This is a genomic window from Pseudolysinimonas sp., assembly GCF_039912695.1.
Lineage (GTDB): Bacteria > Actinomycetota > Actinomycetes > Actinomycetales > Microbacteriaceae > Pseudolysinimonas_A.
In genome coordinates this window covers 88125-114634 of the sequence record NZ_JBDSPJ010000024.1, presented here as the reverse complement: position 1 = coordinate 114634, position 26510 = coordinate 88125, and the positions used below count along the sequence as shown (strand labels likewise).

25 protein-coding genes are annotated in these 26510 nt (G+C 67.7%); 9 read left to right on the top strand and 16 right to left on the bottom strand.

Annotated features, from left to right (window positions below; translation table 11 throughout):
- Window positions 1–2: 2 nt before the first annotated feature.
- The 7 genes from ABIR17_RS12095 to ABIR17_RS12065 all read right to left on the bottom strand — a co-directional run bounded on the left by ABIR17_RS12095 (window position 3) and on the right by ABIR17_RS12065 (window position 7920).
- Window positions 3–845, bottom strand: a complete 843-nt coding sequence (locus ABIR17_RS12095) for a fumarylacetoacetate hydrolase family protein (protein WP_348004651.1) — start codon at window positions 843–845, stop codon at window positions 3–5.
- Between the two features lie 4 nt (window positions 846–849).
- Complete coding sequence (locus tag ABIR17_RS12090; protein ID WP_348004650.1) at window positions 850–2037, bottom strand: glycoside hydrolase family 88 protein; 1188 nt, start codon at window positions 2035–2037, stop codon at window positions 850–852.
- A gap of 14 nt (window positions 2038–2051) precedes the next feature.
- Window positions 2052–2711 (bottom strand): ferredoxin-NADPH reductase, encoded by a 660-nt coding sequence (locus tag ABIR17_RS12085; protein ID WP_348004649.1) that lies wholly within the window; start codon window positions 2709–2711, stop codon window positions 2052–2054.
- Between the two features lie 3 nt (window positions 2712–2714).
- Window positions 2715–3632: a carbohydrate ABC transporter permease gene (locus ABIR17_RS12080; RefSeq protein ID WP_348004648.1), complete on the bottom strand. Its 918-nt coding sequence runs from the start codon at window positions 3630–3632 to the stop codon at window positions 2715–2717.
- Window positions 3632–4564, bottom strand: a complete 933-nt coding sequence (locus tag ABIR17_RS12075) for a sugar ABC transporter permease (RefSeq protein ID WP_348004647.1) — start codon at window positions 4562–4564, stop codon at window positions 3632–3634. The genes ABIR17_RS12080 and ABIR17_RS12075 overlap by 1 nt, the downstream gene beginning before the upstream one ends.
- A 78-nt stretch (window positions 4565–4642) precedes the next feature.
- A complete protein-coding gene (locus ABIR17_RS12070) occupies window positions 4643–5896 on the bottom strand; it encodes an extracellular solute-binding protein (RefSeq protein WP_348004646.1) in 1254 nt (417 codons plus the stop codon).
- 32 nt (window positions 5897–5928) lie between these two features.
- Entirely contained in the window at window positions 5929–7920 is a 1992-nt protein-coding gene (locus ABIR17_RS12065) for a DUF2264 domain-containing protein (protein WP_348004645.1), read from the bottom strand.
- Between the two features lie 125 nt (window positions 7921–8045).
- Between ABIR17_RS12065 and ABIR17_RS12060 the strand changes: the two genes are divergently transcribed.
- The 3 genes from ABIR17_RS12060 to ABIR17_RS12050 are packed head-to-tail and all read left to right on the top strand — an operon-like array spanning window position 8046 to window position 12810.
- Window positions 8046–9998: a heparinase II/III family protein gene (locus tag ABIR17_RS12060; protein ID WP_348004644.1), complete on the top strand. Its 1953-nt coding sequence runs from the start codon at window positions 8046–8048 to the stop codon at window positions 9996–9998.
- The gene (locus ABIR17_RS12055; protein WP_348004643.1) at window positions 9995–11122 is read left to right on the top strand and encodes a substrate-binding domain-containing protein; all 1128 of its coding nucleotides are present in this window, start codon (window positions 9995–9997) and stop codon (window positions 11120–11122) included. The genes ABIR17_RS12060 and ABIR17_RS12055 overlap by 4 nt, the downstream gene beginning before the upstream one ends.
- A gap of 47 nt (window positions 11123–11169) precedes the next feature.
- On the top strand, window positions 11170–12810 hold the full coding sequence (locus ABIR17_RS12050; RefSeq protein WP_348004642.1) for an acyltransferase: 1641 nt from the start codon (window positions 11170–11172) through the stop codon (window positions 12808–12810).
- On the opposite strand, the gene ABIR17_RS12045 is transcribed toward ABIR17_RS12050, so the two are convergent.
- Genes ABIR17_RS12045 through ABIR17_RS12020 form a run of 6 tightly spaced genes read right to left on the bottom strand, consistent with a single transcriptional unit; the run spans window position 12800 to window position 19917 of the window.
- Window positions 12800–14740, bottom strand: a complete 1941-nt coding sequence (locus tag ABIR17_RS12045) for a beta-galactosidase (RefSeq protein ID WP_348004641.1) — start codon at window positions 14738–14740, stop codon at window positions 12800–12802. The genes ABIR17_RS12050 and ABIR17_RS12045 overlap by 11 nt on opposite strands.
- 47 nt (window positions 14741–14787) lie before the next feature.
- Window positions 14788–15771, bottom strand: a complete 984-nt coding sequence (locus tag ABIR17_RS12040) for a squalene cyclase (RefSeq protein WP_348004640.1) — start codon at window positions 15769–15771, stop codon at window positions 14788–14790.
- 41 nt (window positions 15772–15812) lie between these two features.
- Window positions 15813–17075, bottom strand: a complete 1263-nt coding sequence (locus ABIR17_RS12035) for an FAD-binding protein (protein ID WP_348004639.1) — start codon at window positions 17073–17075, stop codon at window positions 15813–15815.
- Between the two features lie 45 nt (window positions 17076–17120).
- Window positions 17121–17993 (bottom strand): SMP-30/gluconolactonase/LRE family protein, encoded by an 873-nt coding sequence (locus tag ABIR17_RS12030; protein ID WP_348004638.1) that lies wholly within the window; start codon window positions 17991–17993, stop codon window positions 17121–17123.
- Between the two features lie 3 nt (window positions 17994–17996).
- Entirely contained in the window at window positions 17997–18992 is a 996-nt protein-coding gene (locus ABIR17_RS12025; protein WP_348004637.1) for a 3-hydroxyacyl-CoA dehydrogenase family protein, read from the bottom strand.
- A 28-nt stretch (window positions 18993–19020) separates the two neighbouring features.
- The gene (locus tag ABIR17_RS12020) at window positions 19021–19917 is read right to left on the bottom strand and encodes a sugar phosphate isomerase/epimerase family protein (RefSeq protein ID WP_348004636.1); all 897 of its coding nucleotides are present in this window, start codon (window positions 19915–19917) and stop codon (window positions 19021–19023) included.
- A gap of 121 nt (window positions 19918–20038) precedes the next feature.
- Between ABIR17_RS12020 and ABIR17_RS12015 the strand changes: the two genes are divergently transcribed.
- From ABIR17_RS12015 to ABIR17_RS12000, 4 genes are read left to right on the top strand one after another with little or no spacing between them, the layout of a single operon-like run.
- A complete protein-coding gene (locus ABIR17_RS12015; RefSeq protein WP_348004635.1) occupies window positions 20039–20767 on the top strand; it encodes a FadR/GntR family transcriptional regulator in 729 nt (242 codons plus the stop codon).
- Entirely contained in the window at window positions 20764–22497 is a 1734-nt protein-coding gene (locus tag ABIR17_RS12010; RefSeq protein WP_348004634.1) for a dihydroxyacetone kinase family protein, read from the top strand. The genes ABIR17_RS12015 and ABIR17_RS12010 overlap by 4 nt, the downstream gene beginning before the upstream one ends.
- Complete coding sequence (locus ABIR17_RS12005) at window positions 22490–22960, top strand: ribose-5-phosphate isomerase (protein ID WP_348004633.1); 471 nt, start codon at window positions 22490–22492, stop codon at window positions 22958–22960. Before ABIR17_RS12010 ends, ABIR17_RS12005 begins: the two co-directional genes overlap by 8 nt.
- Window positions 22960–23718 carry a triose-phosphate isomerase family protein gene (locus ABIR17_RS12000; RefSeq protein ID WP_348004632.1) on the top strand — a complete coding sequence of 253 codons (759 nt, stop codon included), beginning with the start codon at window positions 22960–22962 and terminating at the stop codon, window positions 23716–23718. The genes ABIR17_RS12005 and ABIR17_RS12000 overlap by 1 nt, the downstream gene beginning before the upstream one ends.
- Here ABIR17_RS12000 and ABIR17_RS11995 read toward each other — a convergent pair.
- Window positions 23715–23846 (bottom strand): hypothetical protein, encoded by a 132-nt coding sequence (locus tag ABIR17_RS11995; protein ID WP_348004631.1) that lies wholly within the window; start codon window positions 23844–23846, stop codon window positions 23715–23717. The two genes, ABIR17_RS12000 and ABIR17_RS11995, sit on opposite strands and share 4 nt — an antisense overlap.
- Here ABIR17_RS11995 and ABIR17_RS11990 point away from each other — a divergent pair.
- Complete coding sequence (locus ABIR17_RS11990) at window positions 23815–24066, top strand: aminotransferase class III-fold pyridoxal phosphate-dependent enzyme (protein WP_348004802.1); 252 nt, start codon at window positions 23815–23817, stop codon at window positions 24064–24066. The two genes, ABIR17_RS11995 and ABIR17_RS11990, sit on opposite strands and share 32 nt — an antisense overlap.
- A gap of 147 nt (window positions 24067–24213) precedes the next feature.
- A complete protein-coding gene (locus ABIR17_RS11985) occupies window positions 24214–24900 on the top strand; it encodes a hypothetical protein (RefSeq protein WP_348004630.1) in 687 nt (228 codons plus the stop codon).
- On the opposite strand, the gene ABIR17_RS11980 is transcribed toward ABIR17_RS11985, so the two are convergent.
- Entirely contained in the window at window positions 24897–25097 is a 201-nt protein-coding gene (locus ABIR17_RS11980; protein WP_348004629.1) for a hypothetical protein, read from the bottom strand. The two genes, ABIR17_RS11985 and ABIR17_RS11980, sit on opposite strands and share 4 nt — an antisense overlap.
- Before the next feature lie 84 nt (window positions 25098–25181).
- Window positions 25182–26510 carry a hypothetical protein gene (locus ABIR17_RS11975; protein WP_348004628.1) on the bottom strand — a complete coding sequence of 443 codons (1329 nt, stop codon included), beginning with the start codon at window positions 26508–26510 and terminating at the stop codon, window positions 25182–25184.

Genomic DNA, 26510 nt, shown 5'->3' with positions numbered 1-26510 from the left:
CCTCAGTCCGAGAACGAGGTGGTGAGTTCGCCGATCCCCGCGACGCGGATTGTGACGGCGTCGCCGGGTGCGAGCGGGGTGTGGGCATCCTGAACGGTCGCCAGCTTCTGCGGGGATCCGGTCGAGATGATGTCCCCAGGGTCGAGCGTCATCACCTGACTCAGGTGATGTACGAGGAAAGCCATCGAGAACACCATCGTCGACGTGCTCTGGGAGACCGTGACGACACCGTCGCGCACGACTTCGACGAGCAGGTCGTGCGGATCGGCGACCGCATCCGACGTCACGATCCAAGGTCCGAGCGGCCCGAAGGTGTCGAACGATTTGCCCAGCGCCCACTGGCTCGTGCGCCGCTGCCAGTCGCGCGCGGTGACGTCGTTAAAGAGCGTGTACCCGGCGACGTGATCCATCGCCGACGCGAGCAGAACGTTCTTCGCTCGGCGTCCGATGACGAGGGCAATCTCGCCCTCGTAGTCGACATCGGCGGGCACCGCAGGCAGGCGGACCGAGTCGGCGGGACCGATGAGCACGTTCGGCGACTTGAGGAAGACATCCGGAAACTCGGGATCATCCGCGGTCGGATCGGCACCATCCGGCACGTGGTGGCGGTAGTTGTACCCGATGCAAACGATCTTGCCGGGTCGGACGGGGGCGAGCAGTGCAGCAGGGTCGAGCACCGGCAGCGTGAGCGTGTCGGTTCTCGCGATGAGGTCGCGCGCGCTCTCGAGCGCCGCCTCATCGGCGAGGGTCTGCTCGACGGTCCCGGGCAGGGCGACGAAGCGGTCGCGACCGTCGGCTTCGAGCACCGCGCCGAACCCGCCATCGCGGATGGTCACCAGACGCATCGGGTCACCAGACCGGACGCCACGACGGCCCCGCCGTGCGGCGGGCGAGAGCCTCGAGGTAGAAGTAGTCGCCCCACAGCGTTCCCTCATCCACGCCGACACCTTTGGGGAGGTCGTAGACGCCGTGCAGAATCAGCGCGTCCGATTCGTCCGACTGCCCAGGGGCGTACAACGTGATGAGCGACGTCAGGATGCCGTCGGCCGCCTCGGTGTATCGAGCGGCGCGCGCGGCATCCGTCTCGAGACCGGCGAGTTCGAACAGGCCGCACACCGCGATCGCCGCCGCCGAGCTGTCGCGCGGCGCGTCGCTTCCGTCGGTGTAGACGAGATCCCAGAAGGGCACGCCATCTTCGGGGAGACGGTCGAGAAAGTAGTCGGCGCAGCGGCGGGATGCCTCGAGCAGCCCAGCATCGGGAAGCGCACGGTGATTGAGGGCGAATCCGTAAATCCCCCACGCCTGCCCGCGCGCCCAGCACGAGTCGTCGTGAGCGCCCTGCTCCGTTGCGCCGCGCAACGCAGCACCCGTCTCGGTATCCCAGTAGAAGGTGTGGAACGTCGAGCCGTCGGGTCGAAGGATGTGGTCACGCAGTTGCGCCGTATGGCGGCGGACCGCATCCGCATAGCGGTCGTCGCCCGTCTGCTCCGCGGCCCAGGTCAAGAGCGGCATGTTCATCAGGCTGTCGATGATCGTTCGCCCGCGCTGCTGCGGATCAGAAAGGTCGCCCCAGGCCTGGATGATCCCCGCTGGTTCGAGCAGCCGGCGCATCAGGTGATCGGCCGCCAGGATCGCCGCCGAGCGCGCATCCTCGTCGTCCAACAGCCGCCAGGGTGCGACGCACGAGAGGCTGTAGAGAAACCCGAGGTCGTGGGTTTCGAGGTCGTCGCCCTCGCGCACCCGGCGCGCGAAATCACGGGCGTGGGCGAGTGCTGCGTCCCGCATCCCGTCGTCGCCGCTGAGCTCCCAGGCGACCCACTGAGCGCCCGGCACGAAACTCGTCGTCCAGCCACGGTTGGCTCCCACGCCGAACCCGTCGCCCGCCGGTCGCAGCGGGTAGCGGCCGGCGCGCGTCGTGTCGTCGGGATAGCTGCCAGCGAAGGTCACGGCGTTGCGGCGCACGGTCGCGAGAGCCTGCGCGACGGCCGGGGCGATCGCGGGGTCTTCCGTCGCGCGGGTCGGAGTCGTCGAAGTCATTGTCGATTTCTGGGTCAGTGGACGGGTTTGGCAGCGACGGGTGCAACGGGTGCGGCACGGAGCGAGAAGCGGCTGTTCGCCCACGCGACGTAGAGGATCGGCGAGGCGCCAGCAGAGATCGCGAGCAGCGGGATGTTGACGAACAGAACCGCGAAGACCACGAGCACGGCGAGACTCGCAAGCGTGAGGTACCAGTACCGGACGCAGCTCCAGGCGGCGCGGCGAACGGCGTCGCGGAGCCGGATCTTTGGATCCTCAGCGATCGCGGCCAACGCGACCAGCCCCGTGCCGACGACCAGCACGATGACGACCGCAAGAACGACCATCGCGGCCTGCGCGAAGGGCCCGTCTGCGAAGAACTTCGCGTCGACGACGACCACGGCGCATCCCGCGAGGAGGCCGAATCCGATCCGGATGGCACGCGTCCAGGTCGCCCGGTAGCCGCTCAGGAAGGCTCGGAATGGTCGACCGTCGGCATCCCGGAAAGCACTGAAGGCGCCGGTCAGTCCGGGAGTCGCGATCACGGCAGTGAGCGCGACGAGCGCCCAGGTCTCGAAGGCGTTCGTGAACACGAGCAGCAGGATGAGGGGGGCTGCGCTGACCGCGAGCAGCAGGTTGACCACGAGCGCGGTCGCGAGCGCATCCATCGCATTCTGAATCTTCTCGAACCGCACGGGTCAGCCCTTCAGTCCCGAGGTCGCGATGCCCTCGATGAAGAACCTCTGGCCGAGCATGAAGATGACGGCGATCGGGATGACCGAGATCGTGAGGCCCGTGAAGAGCATCGAGTAGTCGGCCGTGATGTTGTTCGCCACAAAGTTCTTCAGCCCGAGCTGGACCGTCCAGTTCTCCCTGCTCCGCAGATAGAGGAGCGGGCCGAGGTAGTCGTTCCAGGTGTTGACGAAGGTCAGCAGTGCGAGAGCGGCCAACGCAGGGACCGACAACGGGAGCATGATGCGCGCCCAGATCGAGTACTCGCTGAGTCCGTCGAGTCGAGCCGCCTCACTGAGTTCCTCGGGAATCGTCTCGAAGAACTGCTTCATCAGGAAGACGCCGAAGGCGCCGAACGCCTGCAGTACGACCAGCGCCAGGAGCGTATTCGTCAGGTGGGCCTGGGCGAGCATGATGTATTGCGGAATCATGTACGACTGCCACGGCACCGCGATCGTGCCGAGGTAGACCAGAAAAAGCACGTCACGACCGGGAAACCGCACCTTCGCGAAGCCGTAGGCCGCGAAGGATCCGGTGAGCACCTGGAGGAACGTCACGACCGTCGACAGGATGATCGTGTTGCGCAACCAGGTCCCCATCCCGGTGTCGGTCCACAGCTCGACGTAGTGCTCCCAGTGCCAGGTGTCAGGGAGCCAGCGCACCGGTATCGAGAAGACCTCGTTAGGCCCCTTGAGCGAACTCACGACCATCCAGAAGAAGGGGATGAGGAGTGCCAGCGCGAACGCGATGAGCAGGATGCTGGCGATGATCCGCCGGGCGCGCGCGAACCCACGGGAGTCGCGATCGGCCCGAGGGCCACGGTCCCCGACCAGCGGACTCTCGCTCGTCACCGGCGGTGTGCCGCCGAGTTGGGTGACAGCCATCAGACGCTCCTGCGCTTGTTGATGAGGAACTGGATGATGGTCGCGGTGATGCACAGGAAGAAGAGCACGACCGCACCCGACGAGGCGTAGCCGAACTTCGCCTCGACAAAGCCCTTTTGGTAGATGAACTGCGACAGCACGACGGTCGCAGCGTTCGGTGCCGCGTTGCCGCCGGGTGACAGCACGATGATGAGGTCGAAGACCTTGAACGATGCGATCGTGAGAAGCACCGTCACGAGGAACATCGTCGGACGCAGGCCGGGCAGCGTCACGTTGAAGAATCGCTGCACGACGTTCGCGCCGTCGACCCGCGCGGCCTCGTACAGCTCTCGGGGAACGGCTTGCAGACCCGCGAGGAACAGGATCATGTAAAAGCCCATGTCCCGCCAGGTGCTGATGATGACGACGGCCGGCATCGCCCAGTCCTGCGAGGTGAGCCAGCCGGGAGGATTCGCGATGCCCAGAAAACGCAGCACCTCGTTGATGGGTCCGGCGTCTGGGCTAAACAGCAGGTTCCAGACCAGCGCGATGGCGACGATCGAGGTGATGTAGGGAAAGAACGCGGCGGTGCGGAAGAACGCGACCCCGCGGATCTTCGTGTTGAGCAGGAGTGCGAGTCCGAGCGACACCACGATCGTCAACGGCACGTGCATCACGGAGTAGTAGAAGGTGTTGAGGAGCGATCGCTGGAAGAGCGGGTCGGCGACGAGCTTGGTGAAGTTGCCGACACCGATGAAGTTGCCTTTGCCGAAAATGTTGAAGTTGGTGAGCGCGATGTAGAAGAGCGTCACAACGGGCACGAGCGTGATGATCCCGAATCCGAGGAAGTTCGGAAGGATGAAACTCCAGCCGAGCAGCGTGTTGCGCAACGCGAGCTTCGAGCGACGGCGGCGCGTTGGGGTACGCGCCGGGTCAGCGATTGCGCTCGTCATGGCGTCTCCTCGAACAACTGGATCGGGCGGGGGTTCCGGTGCCGGACGGCGATGCGTCCGGCACCGGAATGGTGAATCTTAGAGCGCCGCGACGGCGGCGGCGGCGTCCTTGATCGCCTGTTCCACCGTCTTGGCCTTCGTCAGGATCTCGGTATGCATCGTGCCGAGGATGGACTGCACAGCGGCCGTCTTATCCGAGGTCGGGTTCTCCGGCTTGGTGTCGTGCGTCGACCACGCGAACTTCGACACGTCGTCGGTCGGCGCGCCCTTGACGGCGAAGTAGACCGTGGCCACCTCGTCGCTGGTGAGTGCCGGGGTGATCCCGACGCCGGCGAGCAGCTTCGCGGCGTCCGCGCTCGCGGCGTAGGCCAGGAACGCCTTTGCCGTCGCCACCTTGTCGGCAGAGATGGCCGCGTTGATACCGAAACCGGTCGGGTCACCGAAGGTCACCGGGTTGGCGACGGTCGACGAGCTGCGCTGAGGAATCGGCGCGAAGCCCCAGTTGAACTTGTCCGCATCGCCTGACGCCTGCTGGGAAATGAGCGTCGCGACGTACCACGAGCCCATCGGGAGCATGGCGGCGTGCTGCTTGCCGAACTCGCCCTGATAGGAGGGGCTGTTCGCGCTTGAGGTCGCGAAGTCGATCTGATCGCCAGCCGCTTCCCGTGCGAGACGCCGGTTGTACAGGTCCGCCATGTACGAGTAGTCACCCGAGAAGATGTCGCCGCCAAACTGCGCGTTGGCGAAACCTTGGGTAACCGACTGCCAGCGGTGCTCGTAGGTGCCGAAATGATCGCTCGTCGTCAGTTTGGCTGCGGCGTTGTCGTAGTCATCCCACGTCCAGGATCCGTCGGGGTAGGCCACGCCTGCCGCGTCGAAGAGGTCCTTGTTGTAGTAGAGCACCCACGAGTCCTGGCGATAAGGGACGGCGTACTGGGTGCCGTTGACCTTGTAGGAATCGGCGCCACTGATTCCATCCGGGAGCTTGACGTCGGAGACGTCGAGCAGCTGCCCACCGTCGACGAAGACGGGAACGTACTTGACCTCCTTCTGGGTGATGATGTCGGGCGCCGAGCCAGCGCCGAGGTCAGCGGTGACCAGGGTGTTGTACTCGGCCGCGTCGTACTCGACAACCTTGACGGTGACGTTGCTGTGCAACGCCTCGAAGCCGTCGGCGAGCAGTTGGAACTCCGGCGTGGTTGCCAGGCTCCATCCCGAAACGGTGATGGTGACCGGACCGTCCGGAACAGCCGGCTCGGCTGCGCCGCAGGCGGCGAGCGTGAGCGAGGCCGCAACGGCGAGACCGATCGCGGGCGCGATTCTGCGCTTCATGTGTGGTGCTCCTTTGCGATAGTTCGGGCCCATCATTGGGCCCGTTCTTGGTGCCGGTCCACCGTTGCGGGGGATCGGGGGTTTGAGAGGCGGCTGGTTGTGACGCGGCCGTCGGGCCAGGTCACGGTGAGCGCGATGACATCACCGGCATCCACGACCTCGACGGATGCCACTGCCGCTGACAGCACGTCGCGTTCGGAGGACCCGGAAAGTCCGACAAGCGCGGCCGTCCACGAGCCGACAACAGCGGGGTAGTCGAGGAACGGCACCGCTGCGACAGGCCCGAGCGGGCTGGCGTCGCGACGTTCGCTCACGTCGGCAGTACCGGCACCGAGCAGGTTCTGGATGCTGCTGGTGACCTGACCCGCGGTCACGTCGACCGAGGCGACGGCGAGTCGGATGTCGGGGTTGGCGCCCGCGACTGCCCAGCCCCCGACGCGCAGACCGGCGACCTCGTGCTCGCGGTCGAGTGACACGATGTGGGTGAGCCGCAGCTCCCAGGCGCCCCGCACGAGCGACCGCACCGCGAGAACACCCGCGACCGTGCTCGTGCCGCCCCGACCGGAGCCGTGCCGGTGCTCCGTCGGTTCGGGGTCAAGCCAGTGCGCGTCCCAATCCGAACCGACGAGGCCAACGCCGTCGGCATCCACCGTGACCTCGGTGAGCCGCATCGCGGTGCGGTGAGTCGCCCGCCCCGCGCCGTCGATCAGCGCGACCGACTGCTCGAGGGGTGTGGTCCAGGATTCCTCGTCAAGGAGGGGGCTGGTCGCTGTCGAATATCCGATTCGGGCGTAAAGCGGAGAGTCGCCGGTGTGGCTTCCCGCGCGCGCGTGATCGGTGCCGTGGTTGACGACTCGCACGATGCCGTCGGACTGCGTTCCCGCGATGACCCAGCCCGGGGCCGCCACGGCGCGGAGCGTGTCACCTGCCTCGACGGGCAGCGGCTCGGCCGGAGCCGACCAAACCGGGTGGTCGGCCGGCAGAGCGATACCGAGCAACCCCTTGGCTGCCCAGTACGGTGACCCGGGACCGGAGTACGACTGCGCGAGCGCCGGCCATTCGCCGTGCCAGCCGAGGGTCAGCACCTCGGACTCGCCGGGCACCCCGTGGTCGGCGAAGTGCGACACGATGCGGCCCGCGGCATGCCGCAGCAGACCGGCGGAGGATGACGGCACCTCGGCGAAGACACCCGCCCAGAACGGCGCGGCCGCCGCGAACCGGTAGATCAGGCTGCGACCCTGGATGAGCGGGGATCCGTCGGCGCCGACCAGCGCGAGCGCATCCTGAAGGTAGCGGTCGAGATCGAGCACGTCGCGCTCGATCTGTCCGGGAGCGAGGTCTGCCGCGCCCCGCATCCGCGACCACAGCACGGGGTAGAGGTGCAGCGCCCAGCCGACGTAGTGGTCGTAGGCACGTTCGACGCCGTCCGAGATCCACCCGTCGGCGCGGCGGAACGAGTCGTGAAGTGCGAGGTCGGCCGCAATGTCGTCGGGCGACCACGGCCCCCCCACCGAGCGGAGGAACGTCTGCACGACAATCCGGAACCAGAGCCAGTTGTTCTTCGGGTACCTGTCATCGCCGACGACGGGGGCGAGGTAGCTGATCACTCGTTGCTGGGTGATCTCGTCGAGCTGATCCCAAATCCAGGGGCGAGTCATGTCGAGGATCAGCGCGATCGACGCCGCTTCGACCTTCGCCTGGGGGTGTTCGGTGAGCCGTACCCAGCGCTCGACGTTGTCGGGGTCGACCCCCGCCGCGATCCCCCGCGCACAAAACGCAATGAGGTCGTCGAGGCCCTGCCCGCGTTCTCCGGCGATGCGGAAGCCCGCGATGAGCAACGTGCGAGTGAAACCTTCGAGGCCGTCAACGGCGCGACCGTAGCCGCCTTCTGAACCGGGCAGAAGGATCTGCGCTGAACTCAGCGACGCGTAGCGCCGCGCCCCGGCGATGAGGCGATCGGCGTAGCCGAGCCACTGATCGCGTGTTCTGTCGATCTCGCCCGCACGCAGAATGCCAGTATCCACGTGCCCTTCTCCTTTGAATGGTTTCAGCGCGTCCTCTAAAAGCGACCGCGTTGGGAGATTAGCAATCCCAAACACACATTTCAAGACAAGTTGATCAGAAGGTCATGTTCAGTTATGATCGTTTTGTGACCAACGGCGGCTCTCTCACCGAGAAATACGCGCTGCAGCTGGGAACCACGGCCGACAATCTGGCCGCTGCACTAGTCGCCGCGCTCCGACCGCCCGCAACGGCCCTGCCGGTCGCACCCGCCACCGATCGCACGGTGTGGGAGCTGCCGAAGGGCATGACCGACGCCGACACGGCGCGAGCGCTGACGGCCCGAGCCGAGCGCGACCTGGGCACCCCCTGGCCTCAGCCGCTCGCGAGCGCCGCGCTGCGCATCCACCTCGACGGTGACCGCGACGGCTGGGAGCAACAGGCCTTCGCCCGTCAACACCGCCTCAGCCGGGCCGCGGTCGCTGCGGCAGTGACCCTCGACGACCGGTATCTCGACGAGGTCGCTGACGGGGTGTGGCTGCTGTGCGAACAGAGTTCCTGGTGCTGGCCGGCGCACGACGACATCCATCGCCGCACCGGCAGTGTGCTGCCCGACGTAACCGACCCGTTCCTCGACCTCGGTGTCGGCGAAGTCGTCGGGCAACTCGCCTGGGTCGACCAGCTGCTGGGCGACAATCTCGACGAGCGCTATCCGGGAATCCGCGCTCGCGTCCGACACGAGGCTCGCGTCCGGGTGTGGCAGCCCTTCATCAACCGGCGTGATTGGCACTGGCTGGGACTCGACGGCAACGTGCACAACTGGAACCCCTGGATCCACAGCAACCTCCTCGTCGCCGCCCTGCGTCTGCTTGACGACCCGGTCGAACGTGCGGCGATCGTCGCCCTCACCGTCGAGGGAATCGACCGTTACGTCGCCGCTCTGCCCGACGACGGCGCCATCGACGAGGGTTACGGCTACTGGTGGAACGGTGCCTGTCGAGCCCTCGAAGCGCTCGACATCCTAAATCACGCGACCGACGGGCGCCTCGATGCCACCTCGATCCCGGCGTTGCGCGCCACCGTCGGATTTCCCCACCGGATGCAGCTCGGGGGCGACTGGTACGTGAACTTCGCCGACAGCCAAGCGAAGCCGTCGAGTGATCAGCCGTGGCATGCGCTCTACCGCGCGGCGGTGCGGTTCGACGACGACGCGGCACGCGACCACGCGACCTCGCACCGGGCGCCTGGGAGCCCTGTCGCATCCGAGACGGCGGGACTCGGACGGCTGTTGCGCGCCATCACCGACCCGTCGTGGATCACGGCGACCCCCGGCGCGTCCTCGCTCCCCGCGACCTCATGGTCACCCTCCACTCAGGTGCTGGTGGCACGGGAAACGGCGGGCACCGCACGAGGGCTCGCCCTCGCCGTCAAGGGCGGACACAACGGCGAGAACCACAACCACAACGACGTCGGATCGTTCATCGTCGCGTCCGACGGCGTACCGGTGATCGTGGATGCCGGCCGCCCGACCTACACCGCCGCGACTTTCGGCCCCGATCGCTACGACATCTGGACGATGCAGAGCTCGTGGCACAACGTGCCGGAGGTGCGCGGTACGGCACAGCGCGCAGGTGTCGAGTTCGCCGCCGGCGACGTCGACAGCATGCTCACCGCCGACGTCGCCGGCCTCGAGCTCGACCTGGCTGCGACGTACGCGGTAGCAGGCCTCAGTGCGTGGCATCGCGCGGTTCGACTCGAGCGCGGCACGGCGGCGCGGGTCGTGATCAACGACACCTGGACGCTCGATCCGTGGAATGGCGCTGGCGAGGAGCCCGCGACGACCGTTCGGCTGCTCGTTGCCGGGGCCGTGCAGCTGGACCCCGGTCGACTCCGAATCATCCCGCTCGAGAACGCTCCCGCCGTCGTCGTGACGTGGTCGCCCGACGCGCCCGCGTCGCTCGTCACCCGCGCCCTCGACGATCCGTTGCTGTCCGCGGTGTGGGGCGCGACCCTGCATCGCGTCGACATCGACGTGACCTCTCGCGCCGAGCTCGGCATCACGGTAGAACTTGACCCAGCAAACAGCGGAGACCCCTCATGAGCGACCCGATCCAAACGGCGGCATTCGCGCACGCCCGGCGAGCGCACCTGCTCGACGCGCTCGCGCGGGATGGCGCGATCCGCATCTCTCTGCTCACCGACGAACTTCGCGTGACACCGGTCACCCTCCGGCGCGACCTCGCCCAACTTGAACGCGAGGGGCTCCTCCAGCGGGTGCACGGCGGGGCCGTCGCCCTCCCGGCAGGACCCAGTGGGCGACCCCCCGACGACCCGCCGACGGTGACCGGCACGATCGCGGTGCTCGTGCCATCGCTCGACTACTACTGGCCTGGCGTCGTGCGCGGGATCGAAGCCGAGGCGCGTCGGCAGGGCTTCGGGGTCGTTCTGCGGGGCGCGTCGTACGAACTGCAAGACGAGCGACCGGTGCTCGAGCGACTGATCCGTGGCGAAAATGTCAGCGGCTTCATCCTCGCGCCGAATACCGACACGGAACACGCTCAAGACGTGATCCAGTGGCTGGCCGAATGCGGTCGCCCGAGCGTGCTGGTCGAGCGGGATGCTGTCGTGCTTCCGGGGCACGAACCGGTCGAATCGGTGCGCACCGATCACACCCTCGGAGCCGTGCTGGCGGCCCGCCATCTTGCCGCCCTCGGCCATCGGCGCGTCGGTCTGGTGATGTCGCGTAATTCTCCGACGTCGCGCAAGATCGCCGACGGGTGGCACGAGGCGTGCGCCGAGCTGGGTCTGATGACCACAAGCGGGTTCGAGCCACTCTTGCCCGACCGACGCAGCCCCGCCTTCTCGGCGAGTGTTGACAGCACCCTCGACGACGCGCTGAACAGCGATCTGACAGCGCTTCTGGTGCACTCCGACCCCGAAGCGATGGCGCTCATCGACGTCGCACTGAACCGCGGGATCTCGGTGCCGGGCGACCTGTCGATCGTCGCCTATGACGATGAGATCGCCGAGCTCTTCACGCCGGCCCTCACCGCGGTCAGTCCGCCGCGCGGCGCCGTCGGGCATGCGGCCGCCGATCTGTTGATCAAACGGATCGCCGACCCCGATCGACCGCTGTCGCGCATCCTGGTTAACCCGAGTCTTCAGGTCCGCGCGTCGACGGCCCCACCTCGCCCCGTAGGCGAACGGCGTCGGGCCGCCGAGTGAGTGGGGCAGCCGAGTGAGTGGGGCTGCCGAGTGACGGGGGCTGCCGAGTGATCGGCCGTTTCGAACACTCACCGTGGGACTTCTGGGCCGAGGCCGACGACACCGCCCAGGCTGCGCAGCGAGCGATCCAACAGCAGCTGATCGCCACCCTCCCCGACGCGACACTTGGCACCGACTGCTTCGTCTCCGAGTTGGCGTCAGTGCATACCGAGGTCCTGCGGATGGGGGACCGCAGCTACATCGCGGCAGGCGCCTATCTCACCGGCGACATCCGGGTCGGCAACGACGTGAGCATGAACCCCTACACGGTCGTGCGCGGCCGAGTGGTGCTGGGCGACGGCGTGCGCATCGGCGCCCACACGTCGATCCTCGGTTTCACTCACACGATGGCTGACCCCGATCTGCCGGTCTTTCGCCAGCCCCTCGCATCGCGCGGAATCACGATCGGCCACGACGTCTGGATCGGCTCGCACGTCGTCATCCTCGACGGGGTCGACGTCGGCGACCACACGGTGCTCGCCGCCGGGGCGATCGTGACGAAGAACGTCGAGGCTGGCGCGATTGTCGCCAGCAACCCGGCGCGCGTCCTGCGCTGGCGCATCCCGCCGGCCGGGGGCGCTTCGGTTGCCGCGCATGATCTCGCCGAATGCGTCGCGCAGTTCGGGGACCGCGCCCGAGCAGCGGTCGGCGACATCCTGAATCGATCCTGGGATGCCGACCGCGAGCTGTTCCTCGATCGGCCCGGCACGCCACCCACCGTGCGAGCACAGTGTGACACCATCGAGATTGCCGACCTGTTGCTCGGAACCGCGCCGCCGCAACTCCCCGCCGTCGCACAAATCGAGCGGTTGCGTGGCTGGCAGGATGCCGCAACGGGCGAGGTGCCGGAGCTCGGGCAGCCCAATAGCGTCACGGGCGATCCGGATGTCGACTATCACGTGCTGAGCGTCGGCTACGCCCTCGACCTGCTCGGCGCTCAGTTTGCCGAACCATTGCGGCTCGTGACCGAGCTGACGCCCGACGCGCTGACCACGTTCGTCGACGCGTTGCCCTGGGCCGACGGTGCGTGGCATGCCGGGCACTGGGTCGACATCCTCGGCACCGCACTGCACTGGAGCGCCCGCCGCGGTGACGACATCCCCATCGGGACCCGTGAGGCGCTGTTCGGGTGGCTGATCACCCACGTCGACCCCGCCACCGGGATGTGGGGCCGCCCGACAGCGGACGAGGGGCTGTTGCAGATCGTCAACGGTTTCTACCGCGCCTCACGCGGCACCTTCGCCCAATCGGGTCTGCCGGTGCCGTACCCGGAGGCCGTCATCGACACCGTGCTGCGGCACGCCCGCGACCGCCGCTTCTTCGAGCCCGCGGCGCAGAATGCCTGCAACGTCCTCGACGTCGCCCACCCGCTCTGGCTCACCCGCCACACCGGGTATCGCGCCGAGGAGGTCGGCGCCGTGGCCCGCACTCTGCTCGATGACGCACTCAGCCACTGGACTGCTGGGGCGGGCTTCGGATTCCACGCCCCGAGTGCCGGGTCGCCAGCGAGCGAGCCGGGGCTCCAGGGCACCGAAATGTGGCTCGCCACCGTCTGGTATCTCGCCGAGCTGGCCGGCGTCGGCGACGCCCTGGGCTACCGACCGCGGGGCGTGCATCGCCCGGAGCCGGCGACTCAGGTCACGCCGTAAGCCGCGCGACGCCGAACGAGTCCAGGTCGACCTGCTGACCCGCGACCTCGACAGTTCGCGCGTCGGGGCTGTGGTTGATCACGAACCGGGTGGAGCCCCGCACGACCGTCTCGACACCGCTGACCGGCGCCGGGAACGACGCATCGACGCCGGCAGCGACGAGGATCTGGTCGATGAGGGCATCCAGCCTCGCGGAGTCGGGCTGGGTCGCGACGTACCACGCCGAGCCGTGCCGGGTGATCGCGGGACCCCCGGTTACCGGGCCGGTGGCGAATCGCGCAACGACCTCGGCATCCGCGACCTGCACGACTTCCTGCCAGTCGGTCACGGTCGTGCCGTCGTCGAGCACGGCGGTCTGACCGGCAGCGAGCGGGGCGAACTCTTCGACCGAGACTCCGAGGGCGTGCTGCAACGCACTGCCCTCTCCCCCGAGGTAACCGCCCAGGTAGGCGTGCAGGTCACGGTCGAGGATGCCGGTCTGGTAGCCCACGACGAGCTGCGCGCCGCGATCGGCGACAGCCGCGAGGCCGTCGAGGTCAGCACGGGAGGCGACCTGAAGCGCGGGCGCGATGACGATGTCGTAGCCGGCGTGATCCGCCCCGGCTCGCGTGAAGTCGACGGTGACGCCGCGCCGCAGCAGGGCGGCGTACCACTCGAGCACGACGGCCGGGTAGTCGATTCGGGTCGGTACCGCCTGTTGGGCGAGCGCCCACCACGACTCCCAGTCGAAGACGATCGCAACGCGAGCCGGCACAGCCGCGCCGAGCACGTCGGTGGCCGACAGCTCGGCGAGTTCGGCACCCAGCTCTCGAGCCTCCCGATGGATGCGCGTGTGTTCGCCGCCGTGCGGCACCATCGCCGCGTGGAACTTCTCGGCCCCGGCCGCCGCCTGCCGCCACTGGAAGTGCAGGATGCCGTCCGCGCCCCGCGCTACCGCGTTGAAACTATGAGCACGGTGCTGCCCGGGCTGCTTACGCGCGTTGCGGTCGCGCCAGTTCACGGCGCTCGGCGACTGCTCCATGAGCAGCCACGGTCGCCCGCCGCCGAGGCTGCGCGTCAGGTCGCGCTGCGCTGCCAGCGTCACGTACGCGTCGGGGTCGGTCGGGTCGGGGTAGGCGTCGTCGCTGATGAAGTCGAGTTCCGGCGCCCACTCCCAGTAGTCGGCGCCGGGAAAGAACCCCATCAGATTTGTGGTGATCGGCAGGCCGGGTGCCACCTCACGCAGGATGTCGCGCTCCATGAGATAGAGCTCCAGCAGCGACCAGGAACCGAACCGCCGCCAGTCGAGCGAGTGGGTGGGGTTGGTGAAACTGGGCATCGCCCGCGGGGCGTCGACTTCGGCAAACGAGTCGTAGCGCTGCGACCAGAAGGCCGTGCCCCACGCCCGGTTGAGTTCGTCGATCGTGCCGTATCGGGTCTCGAGCCAGGCACGGAAAGCCGCGACCGACTCGGGGTCGTAAGAGTGCACGACGTGGCAGCCGAGCTCGTTGTTGACGTGCCACGCCTCGATTGCGGGATGCCCGCGATAGCGCTCGGCGATCGCCCGCACCAGCCGTGACGCGTGCTCGCGATACACCGACGAGTTGGGTGAGTACTGCTGGCGGGATCCGAAGCCGAGCCGCACGCCACGCTCGTCGACCGGCAGCGTCTCGGGGTACCGCACCGCGAGCCACGCGGGCGGTGACGCGGTCGCGGTCGCCATCATCACGCGGATGCCGCCGGCATCCAGTTTGGCGAGCACGCGGTCGAGCCAGCCGAAGTCGAACTCGCCCGGACGCGGCTCGAGGCGCGCCCAACTGAACACTCCGACCGTCGCCGTCGTCACCGCCGCGCCGCGCATCAGTCGCACGTCGTCGTCCCACACCTCTTCGGGCCATTGCTCGGGGTTGTAGTCCCCGCCGTAGCGGAACTCAGGAAACAGGCCGGTCATGAGGGCGTCCAGTCGGTGTGGAGATGGGGGATATGCAGATGGGTGACTCAGCGCGTCGCGTCCCACCAATCGAGCACACGGGTCGCGTAGAACGTAACCCACTTCGACGGCTCACCCTCGGGCACGTCGACCTCGAACCACATCCGACCCGGATAGCGGTAGTCCTGCAGAAACGTGCTGTCGGGTTGACGTCTCGCACGGATGATCTCGATCGTCTCCTCGAGCCGAGCGTCGGGAGCGGTGCCGTCATGCAGGGAGGCGCGACGGAAGTGATCGGCCGAGCGAAGCACCGTGTGGTGGTGACGGAATGGATAGGCGAGCGCCCGCACGCCCCGGACCACCTCTTCGCCGGTCGACACTTTGCGCAGCAGCCGGGAGAGCAGGTACTCCTCGCCGGTGGCCCGCGCCTCGCGGAGACTCGTGTCCCCCGCGCCGCTACCCCCCGTACGACGCTCGTAATCGAGGATGCCGCGCACCGCGTTCAACGTCGAATTCACCGACGAGCGGGTCGAGCCGGAACCCTCCTCGGCCTCACAGTTCCAGCCACCGTCAGACATCCGGTGTTCGGGAAACCACGTCACGAGCGTCGAGACATCCGCCCCCAACCAGGCGCCGTTGCCGAGGGTGAAAGCGTTGATGCAGACATCCACCTCGCCTTCCCAATACGGCCCGTCGTTGTAGTCCCATCGGCTGTTGAGCGCGAGTTTCGCCGCGGTGTCACCGAGCGCCTCCGCCGGCATCCCCCATTCGCGCAACGAATTGAGGCTCCAAGTCGTCGCGTTCCACGGTTGACCGGGCTCATCTTTCTCGGGGCTGTCAAAGTAGCCCGCCGGAAAGTAGGAGCCGCCCGCCCACTGGCCGTCGGCATCCTGAAGCGCGAGCAGCCGCGCCCCGAACCCCTCGGTCGCGACCCGCGCACGCGTGGCCTGCCACACTTCGGGCGATTCTGCCGCGAGATCACGTTCGACCTGCCAGCGCAACGCGGGGTCGGAGTCGAGAAGCCAGTCGAGCGTTCCTGGGTCAATCGCCATGGGGCGACGCTACCCACGGGCACCGACAGGGTGGAAGAGCCCTAGCGCACGCCGAGCGCGCGAAGGTGCGCGTTCGCGAACCGCCCTTCCGGGTCACGGCGCTCGAACACCGCTCGGGCGTCGGCCAGGCGCGGCACGGTGCGTTCGATGAGCGACCGGTCCATGCTGTGCCACTTGCCCCAGTGCGGACGCGGGTCGAACGGCGCGAGCACCCGCTCGATTTCGGGCAGCAGTTCGCGAACGGCATCCGGGTGGTTGAGCCAGGTGAAGTGGATGGCGAGGGCGTCACGCTCGTACGCCCCGCTCAGCCAGAGCTGGTCGGCGGCGATCGTGCGAAGTTCGGTGACCATGAGGTGCGGGGTCACCCGCGAGCTGAGTGCCCGCACCGCCTCAAGTGCCGGGCGGGCGTCGGCGCGCGCGATGAAGTACTCGCTCTGGATCTCGTCGCCGTTGCTCGGCACACTGTCGAGGCGAAAGTGCGTCAGCCGGTCGGCCCAGGCGCCGGGCGTCCCGAGCTGCGTGGTGAGGTTCTCGGTCGAGCCGACCAGTTCACGGGTCGCGTCCTGCCATCGCGCGCCGAACCACTCCGCGGGAAGGTCCGGGTCTGCCCGCTCCGGGTCGGCATCCAGCCGCGACTTGCGCCACACGTCGCCGACGATGTCGCCGTCCCAGGTCGTGAAGACGCTCACGCTGTACGCGGATCCGGTCACCGCGTCGGTGTCGGCCAGGAACGTATCCCAGGTGAGTCCCGCGTAGACGTCTTGCCGCATCCGGTAACTCGGTTCGATCGCCAGGGTGACCCGGGTGACGATGCCGACCGCACCCAACCCGACGACGATTGCGGCGAAGTCGGGGTCGTCCTGCCCGACCCGCACGAGCGCCCCGGTCGCATCCACGAGTTCGAGCGCACGCACGGCGGTCGCGAGGTTGCCGTTGCCGTGCCCCGACCCGTGGGTGCCGGTGGCGATCGCGCCCGCGATGGAGATGTGCGGCAGTGAGCCGAGGTTGTGCAGCGCCCAGCCGCGGTCTTCCAGCCAGCGGGCGAGAACGCCGTACCGAGTGCCGCCGCCCACGGTGACCTCGCGACGGGTTTCGTCGAGCACGGCATCCATCGGGATGCCGGTCACGCTGACGAGGGTGCCCGACGTGTCAGCGAGGTCATTGAACGAGTGTCGGGTGCCGAGAGCGCGCACCGGGCCGGCCGTCTGCAGGGCGGCGACCACCTCATCCACCGTGGTCGCTTCGATGAGATCTTGGGCGCCGAACAGGTGCGTGCGTGCCCAGGTAGCGCCGGGTGTGGTCATGGGTAGATCCTCTCAGGCCCCCGCCGGGATGCCGCCGACCGCGGCTCAGCGCCCGGTGATCGAGGTGCGCACCGCATACAGCGACGTCGTCGCGGTGAGGTAGAGCACATTGCCCTGCCGGCCGCCGAAGGTGAGGTTCGACACCCGCTCGGGTACGGCGATCTGCAGCATCTCGACCCCGTCCGCGTCGAAGCAACTTACTCCGCGCACGGTTGCCGCCCAGATACGCCCCTCGGGGTCAACGCGGATGCCATCGAACCGGTAGTCGCCCGCGACGACGACTCGCGGCACCCTGTCGCCGGTCAGCGGGAGTTCGGTGATCGAGCCGCGACCGCTGTCGACGACGTACAGCGAGCTCTCGTCGGGGGTGAAGGCGAGGCCGTTGGGCTGATCGAAGTCGCCGGTGACGAGTTCGAGGGTGCCGTCAGCGTCGTGCCAGCGGTACAGCCCGCGCACGGGCTGCTCGGGCTCGGCCGCGTGGCCCTCGTAGTCGCTGACGATTCCGTAGGTCGGGTCGGTGAACCAGATGTCTCCGCGCGAGTCGACGACGACGTCGTTGGGGCTGTTGAGCCGACGGCCCGCGTACTCGGCGGCGATGAGCGTCTCGGTTCCGTCGTGCTCGCGGCGCACGACGGCGCGGTCGCCGTGCAGGCAGGTGACCGCCCGCCCGTTGCGGTCGAAGGTTCGGCCGTTCGCGAAACGCGACGGCGAGTCGAACACCGCCACCTTTCCCGACATCTCGTCGAGTCGCAGTGTGCGGTCGTTGGGGATGTCGCTGAACAGCAGGTAGCGACCTTGCGCGGAGTAGGCCGGGCCTTCAAGCCACCGGCCGTCACTGAACGGCACCGCGAAGTTCGAGTCGCTGAGCACGCCCACCATGCGCGGGTCGAGCACTGTCACCGCACACGGAACGCGCATCGCTCAGCTCTCCGTGGCGGCCGGGGCGACCGCGTCTGCTTCGAGCGGCGACGGCCCGAGGTCGGCGCGCAGGCGCACCAGGGCGCTGTAGGCACGGGCACGGTAGTCCTCGAGGGCACGCAGGCGGTCGGCGTCGACATCCCCGGTCCAACCGCCACCGTTCTTCACCCCGTGACGGCCGGCCGCGACCTGGTCGAGTAGCAGTTGCGGCGCCGCCAGTCGGGGGCCGAACCCCTCCTCGAAGGTGTGGAACCCGTTGGCGTAGACATCCAGCCCCGCCATGTCGGCGATCGCGAACGGTCCGAAAAACGCGAGTCGAAATCCGAAGGTGGTGCGCACGATCGTGTCGACGTCCTGGATGCTCGCGACTCCCTCCTCGACGATCGACGCTGCCTCTTTGAGCAACACGTACTGCAGGCGGTTCAGCACAAACCCGGGAACGTCGGCGACTTCGGCGCCCGACCGGCCGGCTCGGGTCAGCATGCGCTTCACAATTGGGAGGGTCGCCCGGTCGGTTTTCCGCCCGACGATGAGTTCGACGCCCGGCACGAAGGGAGCCGGGTTGCTCCAGTGCACGTTGAGGAACCGCTCAGGTCCGACGACGGCGACATCGAGTTCGCTCACCGGAATCGTCGACGTGTTGCTGCCGATGATGGCCTCGGGCGATGCGGCCGCCGAGATGCGGGCCAGCACCTCGTGCTTGATCGCGACGACCTCTGAAACCGCCTCCTGCACGAAGTCGACGTGCGCGACGGCGGTCTCGATGTCGCGGGCGACGGTGAGGTTTTTGCGCACCGCGTCTGCCGCCCCTACAGGGAAGACGCCGCTGGCTTCAAACCGGTCGGCCTCGTCGATCAGGCGCGCGCGGGCGGCTTCGGCGTACTGCACCGAGACGTCGGCGATCACGACCGGAAAGCCGACGATCGCGAGCGACTGGGCGATGCCGCCGCCCATGTAGCCGCTGCCAACGACGGCGATGGTTCGGATGTTGTCGATCACGGGGACTCCTCTTGAAGGGGGCGGGTCGCTACTCAGGCAGCAGCGAGAGCAGGTAGTCGCGGTTGGCGGCGCTGACGGCGAGGCCGTCTCCGCCGTAGTTCTCGACGAGGAACGCCCCCGAGAAGCCCGCTTCGAGAAGCACCGCAACGGCCGTTCGGTAGTCGATGACCCCCGACGGCATGGGTGCCGGCGCCGTGAAAACTGTGCCGCTGGCGGGATCTTCGAGACGCAGGACGTTCTTGACGTGCCAGTACCGCGTGTGCGGCGCTGTCGCGCGCATGATGTCGAGCCAGTGCTCGACCGGACCCTGCCGCCGTACCAGGTTGCCGAGGTCGGGGTTCAGCCACACGGCCGGGCAGTCGATCTCGGTGAGCAGTCGCACCGCTTGTTCGGCCGAGCCGAGGTAGGTGTCTTCGTACATCTCGAGCGAGAGGTCGACGCCCACCGATTCGGCGTGCTGCCCGAGTTCGCGCAACCGGGTGACGGCGAGAGACCACAGCGACTCGTCGACGGGGTCGATGTCGCCCGGCACCGTCCAGAACCAGGTGACGGCGCGTTGCGCCGGCGTGAGCCCCCGCATCAGGCTGACCGAAACGTGGCGCGCTCCGATCGCCGCGGCGGCGTCGATCACGCGGTGGCTGTAGGCGAGATTGTCGAGGTCGCCGTCGGGGTCGATGACACTGCGACGCGCCGTCGAGATCGCGGGAACACTCAGCCCGGCCGCGGCGACAACCGCCTGAAAGTCGGCGAGCCGTGATGGCTCAAGGTCGCCCACCCGAAGCCAGCTGTCGGTCGGGTCGACGAAGTCGAAACCGGCGCGGGCAACCTGCGCGAGCGACAGCGCCCACGCCTCGGGGGCGGCATCCTGCTGGCTCGAAAAATTGAGCATCGCGGCGGCGATGGTCCAGCGCGAGGGGGATGACATCCGGAGCCTTTCGTCATCGAAGGGTGCCCACCAGCGCGGGCGCTCGCCACCCTATCTGATATCTGACATCATTGGCGAGGACGGCTGCGGCGACGATCCGTTCCGCGAGAAGGGATGCCCGATGGCGAGCACAGGACGCGTTGCCGAGTCCGGCCCCGACCTCGTCGTACGGCATCTCGAAAGCCTCATCCTCGACGGCGGCCTCGCAGCCGGCGACGACCTGCCCTCGGAAGGCGAACTCGCCGAAGACCTCGACATCAACAGGTTGACGGTGCGGGAAGGCATCAAGTTTCTCGCCGCCCGCGGACTCGTGCAGGTGCAGCGCGGTCGACGTTCGACCGTCGCGCATCCCACCTCTGAGCCGCTCAACGCCTTCTTCTCGGCGGCCGTGCGGCGCGACCAGAATGCCCTGCTCGAACTGCTCGAACTGCGGCTCGCGATCGAGGTGAGCGCGAGCGCCCTCGCCGCCGAACGCGCGACCGACGAGGAACGTGCGGCGATCGGCGAGGCGCTGGACCGGATGCGCTCCGAGAAGCACGACGGCACCGCTTACAACGCGGCCGACCTGCAGTTTCACGCACGGATCGCAACGGCGAGCGGAAACCGGATGTTCGACCTGCTGATGGATGGCATGGAGCAACCGCTCGCGGCCAGCCGTCTCGAGAGCCTGCGGGGACACGTCGCGGCCCACGGCCCGCAGATCGACGACCTCATCGCCGAGCACGAAGAGATCTACGACGCCCTCATCGCGCGCAACCCCTTGCGCGCGGCCGCGGCGATGCGGCAGCACCTGACCCAGACCCGCGAAGACCTTCAGCGCGGCCTCGCCCCCCGAGAGGAGTCGGCATGACTCGACTGTGGAACGACCCGGCCGACTTCGTCGCGGAGATGATCGACGGGTTCGTCGCGGCCAACGGCAGCCAGGTGCGGCGGGTCGGCGGCGGAGTCATCCGCAGCACCGAGGTGCCCGACGGGCAGGTCGCCGTCGTCATCGGTGGCGGCTCGGGTCACTACCCCGCGTTCGGTGGGCTCGTCGGTCAGGGTCTCGCGCACGGCGCCGCCATGGGCGAACTCTTTGCGTCACCCTCGGCTCAGCAGGTGCGCAGCGTCGCGGTGGCTGCGAATCGTGGCGGCGGCGTGTTGCTGAGCTACGGCAACTACGCCGGCGACGTGCTCAACTTCGACGCCGCCCAAGAGCGACTGCGGGCCGAGGGCATCCCGTGCCAGACCGTGATCATCACCGACGACATCTTCAGCGCCCCCGCAACACAACTCGAGCGCCGCCGCGGCATCGCGGGCGACCTCGTGGTCTTTCGCATCGCGAGCGCCGCCGCCGAAGCCGGGTACGACCTCGCCGCAACCGCCCGAATCGCCGCGCGGGCGAACGACCGTACCCGCTCATTCGGCGTCGCGTTCAGCGGCTGCACGCTGCCCGGCGCCGCCGCCCCACTGTTCGAGGTACCCGCGGGACGGATGGCGATCGGCCTCGGCATCCACGGCGAGCCGGGCATCGACGAGGTCGACGTGCCGACGGCCGACGAGTTGGCTGAGTTGCTCGTCGCCCGCCTGCTCGACGAGACGCCGGCCGGTGCCGGTACGCGCGTCGTCCCCCTGCTGAACGGGTTGGGGTCACTGAAATACGAGGAGATGTTCGTCGTCTACCGACGCATCGCCCAGCTACTCGACGCTGCCGGGCTCGAGATCGTCGATCCGCACGTCGGCGAGTACTGCACGAGTTTCGACATGGCGGGCACATCGCTCACGCTGTTCTGGCCCGACGAAGAACTCGAGACGCTCTGGGCGACGCCCGTCGACTCCCCCGCCTACCGTCGCGGTGCCGTGTCTCCCGCGGCTCGTGCGGTGTCGACGACCACCGAGTCGACCGCCGAGCCTGCGGCGGCCCTCGCGCCCACCGACGACAACTCGCAGCACACCGCCACCCTCGTCGTGGCCGCGCTCGAGGCGATCACCGAGGTCATCGACACACATGCCGACGAGCTCGGGCGAATGGATGCCGTGGCCGGCGACGGCGACCACGGTATCGGCATGCAGCGCGGATCCCACGCGGCGCTCACCGCGGCCCGGGCGGCGGAAGCCGCGGGAGCGGGAGCGGGGTCCACTCTGACTCGTGCTGCCGACGCCTGGTCGGATCGGGCCGGCGGCACCTCGGGGGTGCTCTGGGGCCTCATTCTCGACGCCCTCGCGACATCGCTCGGCGACGTCGGCACTCCCGACGCCCGAACCGTCGCGCGCGGCGTCGCAGCGGGTCTGCTTGCCGTGACGACCCACGGTAAGGCAACCGTCGGCGACAAGACGATGGTGGATGCCCTGGTTCCGTTCAGCGCCACCCTCGACGCCCGCATCGAGGCCGGCGCTTCGCTGCGCGACGCCTGGCGAGCCGCAGCCGGGGTGGCGACGACCGCGGCGGCCGAGACCGCTGCCCTGCTGCCCCGCCTCGGCCGCGCCAGGCCACACGCCGAGAAGAGCGTCGGCACCGCCGACCCGGGTGCGCACTCGCTCGCCCTCATCGTGAGTGCCGTCAGCGATACCCTCGCACCCGAAGGAGATCACCATGGCTGAACCACTGCGCATCATCGTCGGAAGTGACGACGCGGGCTTCGACTACAAAGAGATCCTCAAACGCGACCTCGAAGCGAACTCCGGCGTCGCCTCGGTGGTCGATGTCGGAGTCGACGACTCCGGACACACGCCGTATCCGAAGGTCGCCATCGAGGCCGCCCAACGAGTCGCGGCGGGCGAAGCCGACCGCGCGCTGCTGATCTGCGGTACGGGCCTCGGAGTCGCGATCGCCGCGAACAAGGTGGCCGGCATCCGCGCGGTGACAGCCCACGACAGCTACTCCGTCGAGCGGGGCGTGCTCTCGAACGACGCGCAAGTGCTCACGATGGGTCAGCGGGTGATCGGGATCGAATTGGCCCGGCGGCTCGTCGCCGAGTGGGTCGGGTACCGATTCGACCCCGCGTCGGCATCGGCCGAGAAGGTGGCCGTCATCGATCAGTACGAGCAGACCGGCTCCTGCTGATGACGACCCCGCTCGTCGTCGGGGTGAGCTTCAAAATGTACTTCAGCCACGCGCGGGCGCGGCAATGGTTCGCCGAGGTCGCGTCGAGCCTGGGCGGGCATCCCGCGCTCGCGACGGGACGCGTCGAACTATTCGTGCTGCCGACCTACCTCCAGATCGCTGATGCGGTCGAGGCGTTGAGCAACACCCCGATCCGAGTCGGGGCCCAAGACGTCGCCGCGACCGATGAGGGCTCGTTCACGGGTGAGGTGAGCGCGGCGGAACTCGCCGAGATCGGCGCAACGATCGCCGAAGTCGGTCACCTCGAACGGCGCGCTCTCTACGGCGAGACCGACGACATCGTCGCCGCGAAGACCGCCGCCGCACTGAGGGCCGGGCTCACGCCGCTGATCTGCGTGGGAGGTTCCGAGCGCGACGACGACGACGCTGGCCGGGCGGCGGTTGAGCAACTCGAGCGGGCTCTCGCCGCAGCGCCCACCGGTCGGGTGTTGGTCGCCTACGAACCCGGCTGGGCGATCGGAGCAGCGCAGCCCGCCCCGGCGTCGCACATCGCCGCCGTGAGTGGCGCCCTGCGTGCCAGCCTGTCGGAGTCAGAGCGTGCGGGGTCGGCCGTGCTCTACGGCGGATCCGCCGGACCCGGCCTGCTGACCGAACTGAACGGCGCCGTCGACGGCCTCTTCCTGGGCCGCTTCGCGCACGACCCTGCACAGTTGGCGCGAGTCGTTGATGACGCCGACGCGCTGACCCGTCAGCCCTAATCCCCCAGCCCGAGGACCTGCGCCTTCTCCGGGCGCATCATCGACGCCGCATTCCGGCTGATCCACGCGCATTCGACCGGGTCGCTCGCACCTTTCATCGCCGAACCGATCCTGTCGTCGGACGGCATCATCGAACCCCCGCTCGGCTATTTCGCGGCACCGCCCGAGAAGTTCCGCGAGCGCGGGATGCTGCTGATCCTCGACGAAGCGCAGACCGGTCTCTACCGCACCGGCGCCTGGTACGCGTTCGAGGGCGACGGTAGGTGCCCTGAGAAGACTGAGCACTTCGGCCCTCGCGACCACAACTGCAAAAGCGATCCGGGCGAACCGGCCGACATGGGGCCGTGACTTAGCGGTCGAGCCCTAGAGTTCGCTGTAACTCTGTGAGTTCGGCCCTCGTCCGCCTCTCCAAGAAGCCACGTCAGATCAACGCTCCACGCGAGATCAGGTCGCTGACACCGAGCGATTGACAACACTGAGAGGAGTAGTACGCAGATGGCCATTTTCGCGATACTTTTGCGGGTCGGAAGCCTCGTTGCAGGTGTAATCACGCTAGCGGCGGTCGTGCAGGCATTCAATGGTGCTCCATGGTGGGTTGTGATCGCTTGGGTCATCACAACGCTCGTGGTCTCTGCCCTAGCGAGCGCCGCACGTCGAGCGGCGGTACGAAAAGAAGATGAGTACCTGTTGGGCGGGATTTCGGCAGTAGCTGGAGCCTCTCCCCAACTCATGATCGCGATCGAAAGTGCTGGCCAGAACGGTGGCCGACTTGCTAGCTACCCAGTGGGGGTCGCAGCGTCGGCCGTTGGTGCAGTATTTGACGCTCTCTCAATTTTGATCACATGGGTCCTCGTCATCGGCGGAACAATCACTACTCTCGTGGGAGGATTTTTCGTCTTGGGCGGAAATTGGCTATTACTTGCAGTCGGAGTAGTCGCTCTCCTCGTCGGCTCGCTCATTCAAGCGTCTAGCCGCACGCGTTTCTCCAGGGTCACGTTGCTGCACCTCGCAAATGCCGTGCTCAATGAGCGTGAAATCGTGCCAGGCGAGGCACTCCGAAGGTCGCTTTGGACTGTGGCGCAGAAGGTGGTCGGCGGCATAGGTCGGGCTGAAGAGCAGGTCGCGCTCACTCAGGGTCTCTACCAAGACTTTGTTCGCGCGTGGGCGCGAGATCAGATCTAGTCAAGCGGGTCTTGGTCGCACGCGACCAAGACCCGCGCTTCAAGGATTATGAGCGGTTCAAGGAGGAAATGAAGCTCAAGGGAGTTGCAGTTGAGTGGCGAGTCGACAGCGTGAACGACTGGCACGATCGCTTTCTCGTCTATACGTGTGGCGAGTTCAACGTCCCGCCGGTCAACAACGTTTTCCAGGGCCAGCATTCGGAGATCCTCCCTTCATCCGACAAGCCGCCAGTGGCCGAGTGGTTGGTCAGGTCAGCACCTCGCACACAGTAGCTTCCTTGGCTAGAGAGCGGCGAGGCGCCGGAGCTGGCGCGTCTGCTCTTTGTCGTTCCGCTTGATGTGAACGCAAACGAGCACTCGTCCGCCGCCGGGCCGGTAGTACACCCGACCCATATCTTCGCGACCGGCGATCCCAGTCGCGACCTTTGATACCTCGCGCCAGCCGAAGACACCCTCCAGGTCCCGACCAACCGAATCGCCGCTATCAATCTCTACGAGCACGCGGTTGAGGCCCTGGGTAGCCTCGAATGCGACGAGCTCGTCGAGCGAATCGAGAACGAACTCGAGTCGCGGGAAGCTGCTTAGCACCCAGGCGACCACGCCGCGGGGCGGGGCCGCCGCCGTCTGCCGGGAGCGCGCCCGGTCGTCGTCGCTCAACTCCTCGACTCGCTCGGCCAACTCGATTAGATCGGAGGTGAGCGCAACGACCTGCTCAGCGTCCACACGCGCTCGCGTCTCCGTCTCCTCGAGCCGACGCTCGAGTTCGGCATTCTCGGCCAGGACGAACTCGAGCATCTCCTCTCGCTCTAATCTCTCGGCCGCGAGGAGTTTCGAACGGGACACGTCTGATTCGACGCCACCCACGCTGGCGAGCCGATCCGCGATAACCCTCTGGTGCTCAAGAGCTCGCTCGAGCATTGAGTCGAGCCGCGAGCCGCGCTCCGTCTCGATGTCGAGTCGTGAGCGGAGGCCGACCGCGTGCGCATCTGCGACCTCCAAACGGGCTTGAAGTTCGACTACATGTTCGGCAAGCGACTCAACGCGCTGCTGGAGGTCCGCGATTCGGCTCGCATCGCCTGCCACCTCGATTTCGGGCTGCACATCGGGCGCCGCGAAGATCGCCCTGACCGCTTCTACGAGATCGACACGGGTGCCTGGAAACCGCAGCCGCGCAAACCAGTCGTAGTGCCTACCGTTCTCGGCAGGACGGTAGCTGACATCCCACCGCTGAACTGGCAACCCGCCCCGGGCGAGAGCGGCGGTCACCTCGACCGCGATCCGCTCCGGCCCGTTGAACTGCAGGTAGTGACCGAGGCTTGTTGATTCGAGGTGCCAGTCCCCTTCATATCCCGCGAAGGGCTCGGAAGTTGCGAACTTTGGGCCCGGCGCATGCGGCACTTTGGCGCCAGCGATCAGGAATCTTCGCGCGTCCTCGGGCTCCCAGGAGGCGCCCGAGACATCGATCCAGTCCCCGTCGAAAAGAGGGAAGACCGCTCCTTCGAACACGATCCCTGCGTAGCCGTCAGGCGTCAGGCGAACCGGGCGTCGTATGGCCTGCGCGACGACGGCACCCGAGTCGACGACTAGCGCCACGACCTGCTCAGATGCCAT

Coding starts and splice junctions, on each gene's coding strand:
- ABIR17_RS12055 (WP_348004643.1), top strand. CDS start 9,995: ATGAGCGACCCGATCCAAACGGCGGCATTCGCGCACGCCCGGCGAGCG.
- ABIR17_RS12035 (WP_348004639.1), bottom strand. CDS start 17,075: ATGACCACACCCGGCGCTACCTGGGCACGCACGCACCTGTTCGGCGCC.
- ABIR17_RS12010 (WP_348004634.1), top strand. CDS start 20,764: ATGACTCGACTGTGGAACGACCCGGCCGACTTCGTCGCGGAGATGATC.
- ABIR17_RS12000 (WP_348004632.1), top strand. CDS start 22,960: ATGACGACCCCGCTCGTCGTCGGGGTGAGCTTCAAAATGTACTTCAGC.
- ABIR17_RS12075 (WP_348004647.1), bottom strand. CDS start 4,564: ATGACGAGCGCAATCGCTGACCCGGCGCGTACCCCAACGCGCCGCCGT.
- ABIR17_RS12005 (WP_348004633.1), top strand. CDS start 22,490: ATGGCTGAACCACTGCGCATCATCGTCGGAAGTGACGACGCGGGCTTC.
- ABIR17_RS12020 (WP_348004636.1), bottom strand. CDS start 19,917: ATGTCATCCCCCTCGCGCTGGACCATCGCCGCCGCGATGCTCAATTTT.
- ABIR17_RS12015 (WP_348004635.1), top strand. CDS start 20,039: ATGGCGAGCACAGGACGCGTTGCCGAGTCCGGCCCCGACCTCGTCGTA.
- ABIR17_RS11980 (WP_348004629.1), bottom strand. CDS start 25,097: ATGCTGGCCCTGGAAAACGTTGTTGACCGGCGGGACGTTGAACTCGCC.
- ABIR17_RS12080 (WP_348004648.1), bottom strand. CDS start 3,632: ATGGCTGTCACCCAACTCGGCGGCACACCGCCGGTGACGAGCGAGAGT.
- ABIR17_RS12095 (WP_348004651.1), bottom strand. CDS start 845: ATGCGTCTGGTGACCATCCGCGATGGCGGGTTCGGCGCGGTGCTCGAA.
- ABIR17_RS12070 (WP_348004646.1), bottom strand. CDS start 5,896: ATGAAGCGCAGAATCGCGCCCGCGATCGGTCTCGCCGTTGCGGCCTCG.
- ABIR17_RS11985 (WP_348004630.1), top strand. CDS start 24,214: ATGGCCATTTTCGCGATACTTTTGCGGGTCGGAAGCCTCGTTGCAGGT.
- ABIR17_RS12030 (WP_348004638.1), bottom strand. CDS start 17,993: ATGCGCGTTCCGTGTGCGGTGACAGTGCTCGACCCGCGCATGGTGGGC.
- ABIR17_RS12045 (WP_348004641.1), bottom strand. CDS start 14,740: ATGACCGGCCTGTTTCCTGAGTTCCGCTACGGCGGGGACTACAACCCC.
- ABIR17_RS12090 (WP_348004650.1), bottom strand. CDS start 2,037: ATGACTTCGACGACTCCGACCCGCGCGACGGAAGACCCCGCGATCGCC.
- ABIR17_RS11975 (WP_348004628.1), bottom strand. CDS start 26,510: ATGGCATCTGAGCAGGTCGTGGCGCTAGTCGTCGACTCGGGTGCCGTC.
- ABIR17_RS12040 (WP_348004640.1), bottom strand. CDS start 15,771: ATGGCGATTGACCCAGGAACGCTCGACTGGCTTCTCGACTCCGACCCC.
- ABIR17_RS11995 (WP_348004631.1), bottom strand. CDS start 23,846: ATGCCGTCCGACGACAGGATCGGTTCGGCGATGAAAGGTGCGAGCGAC.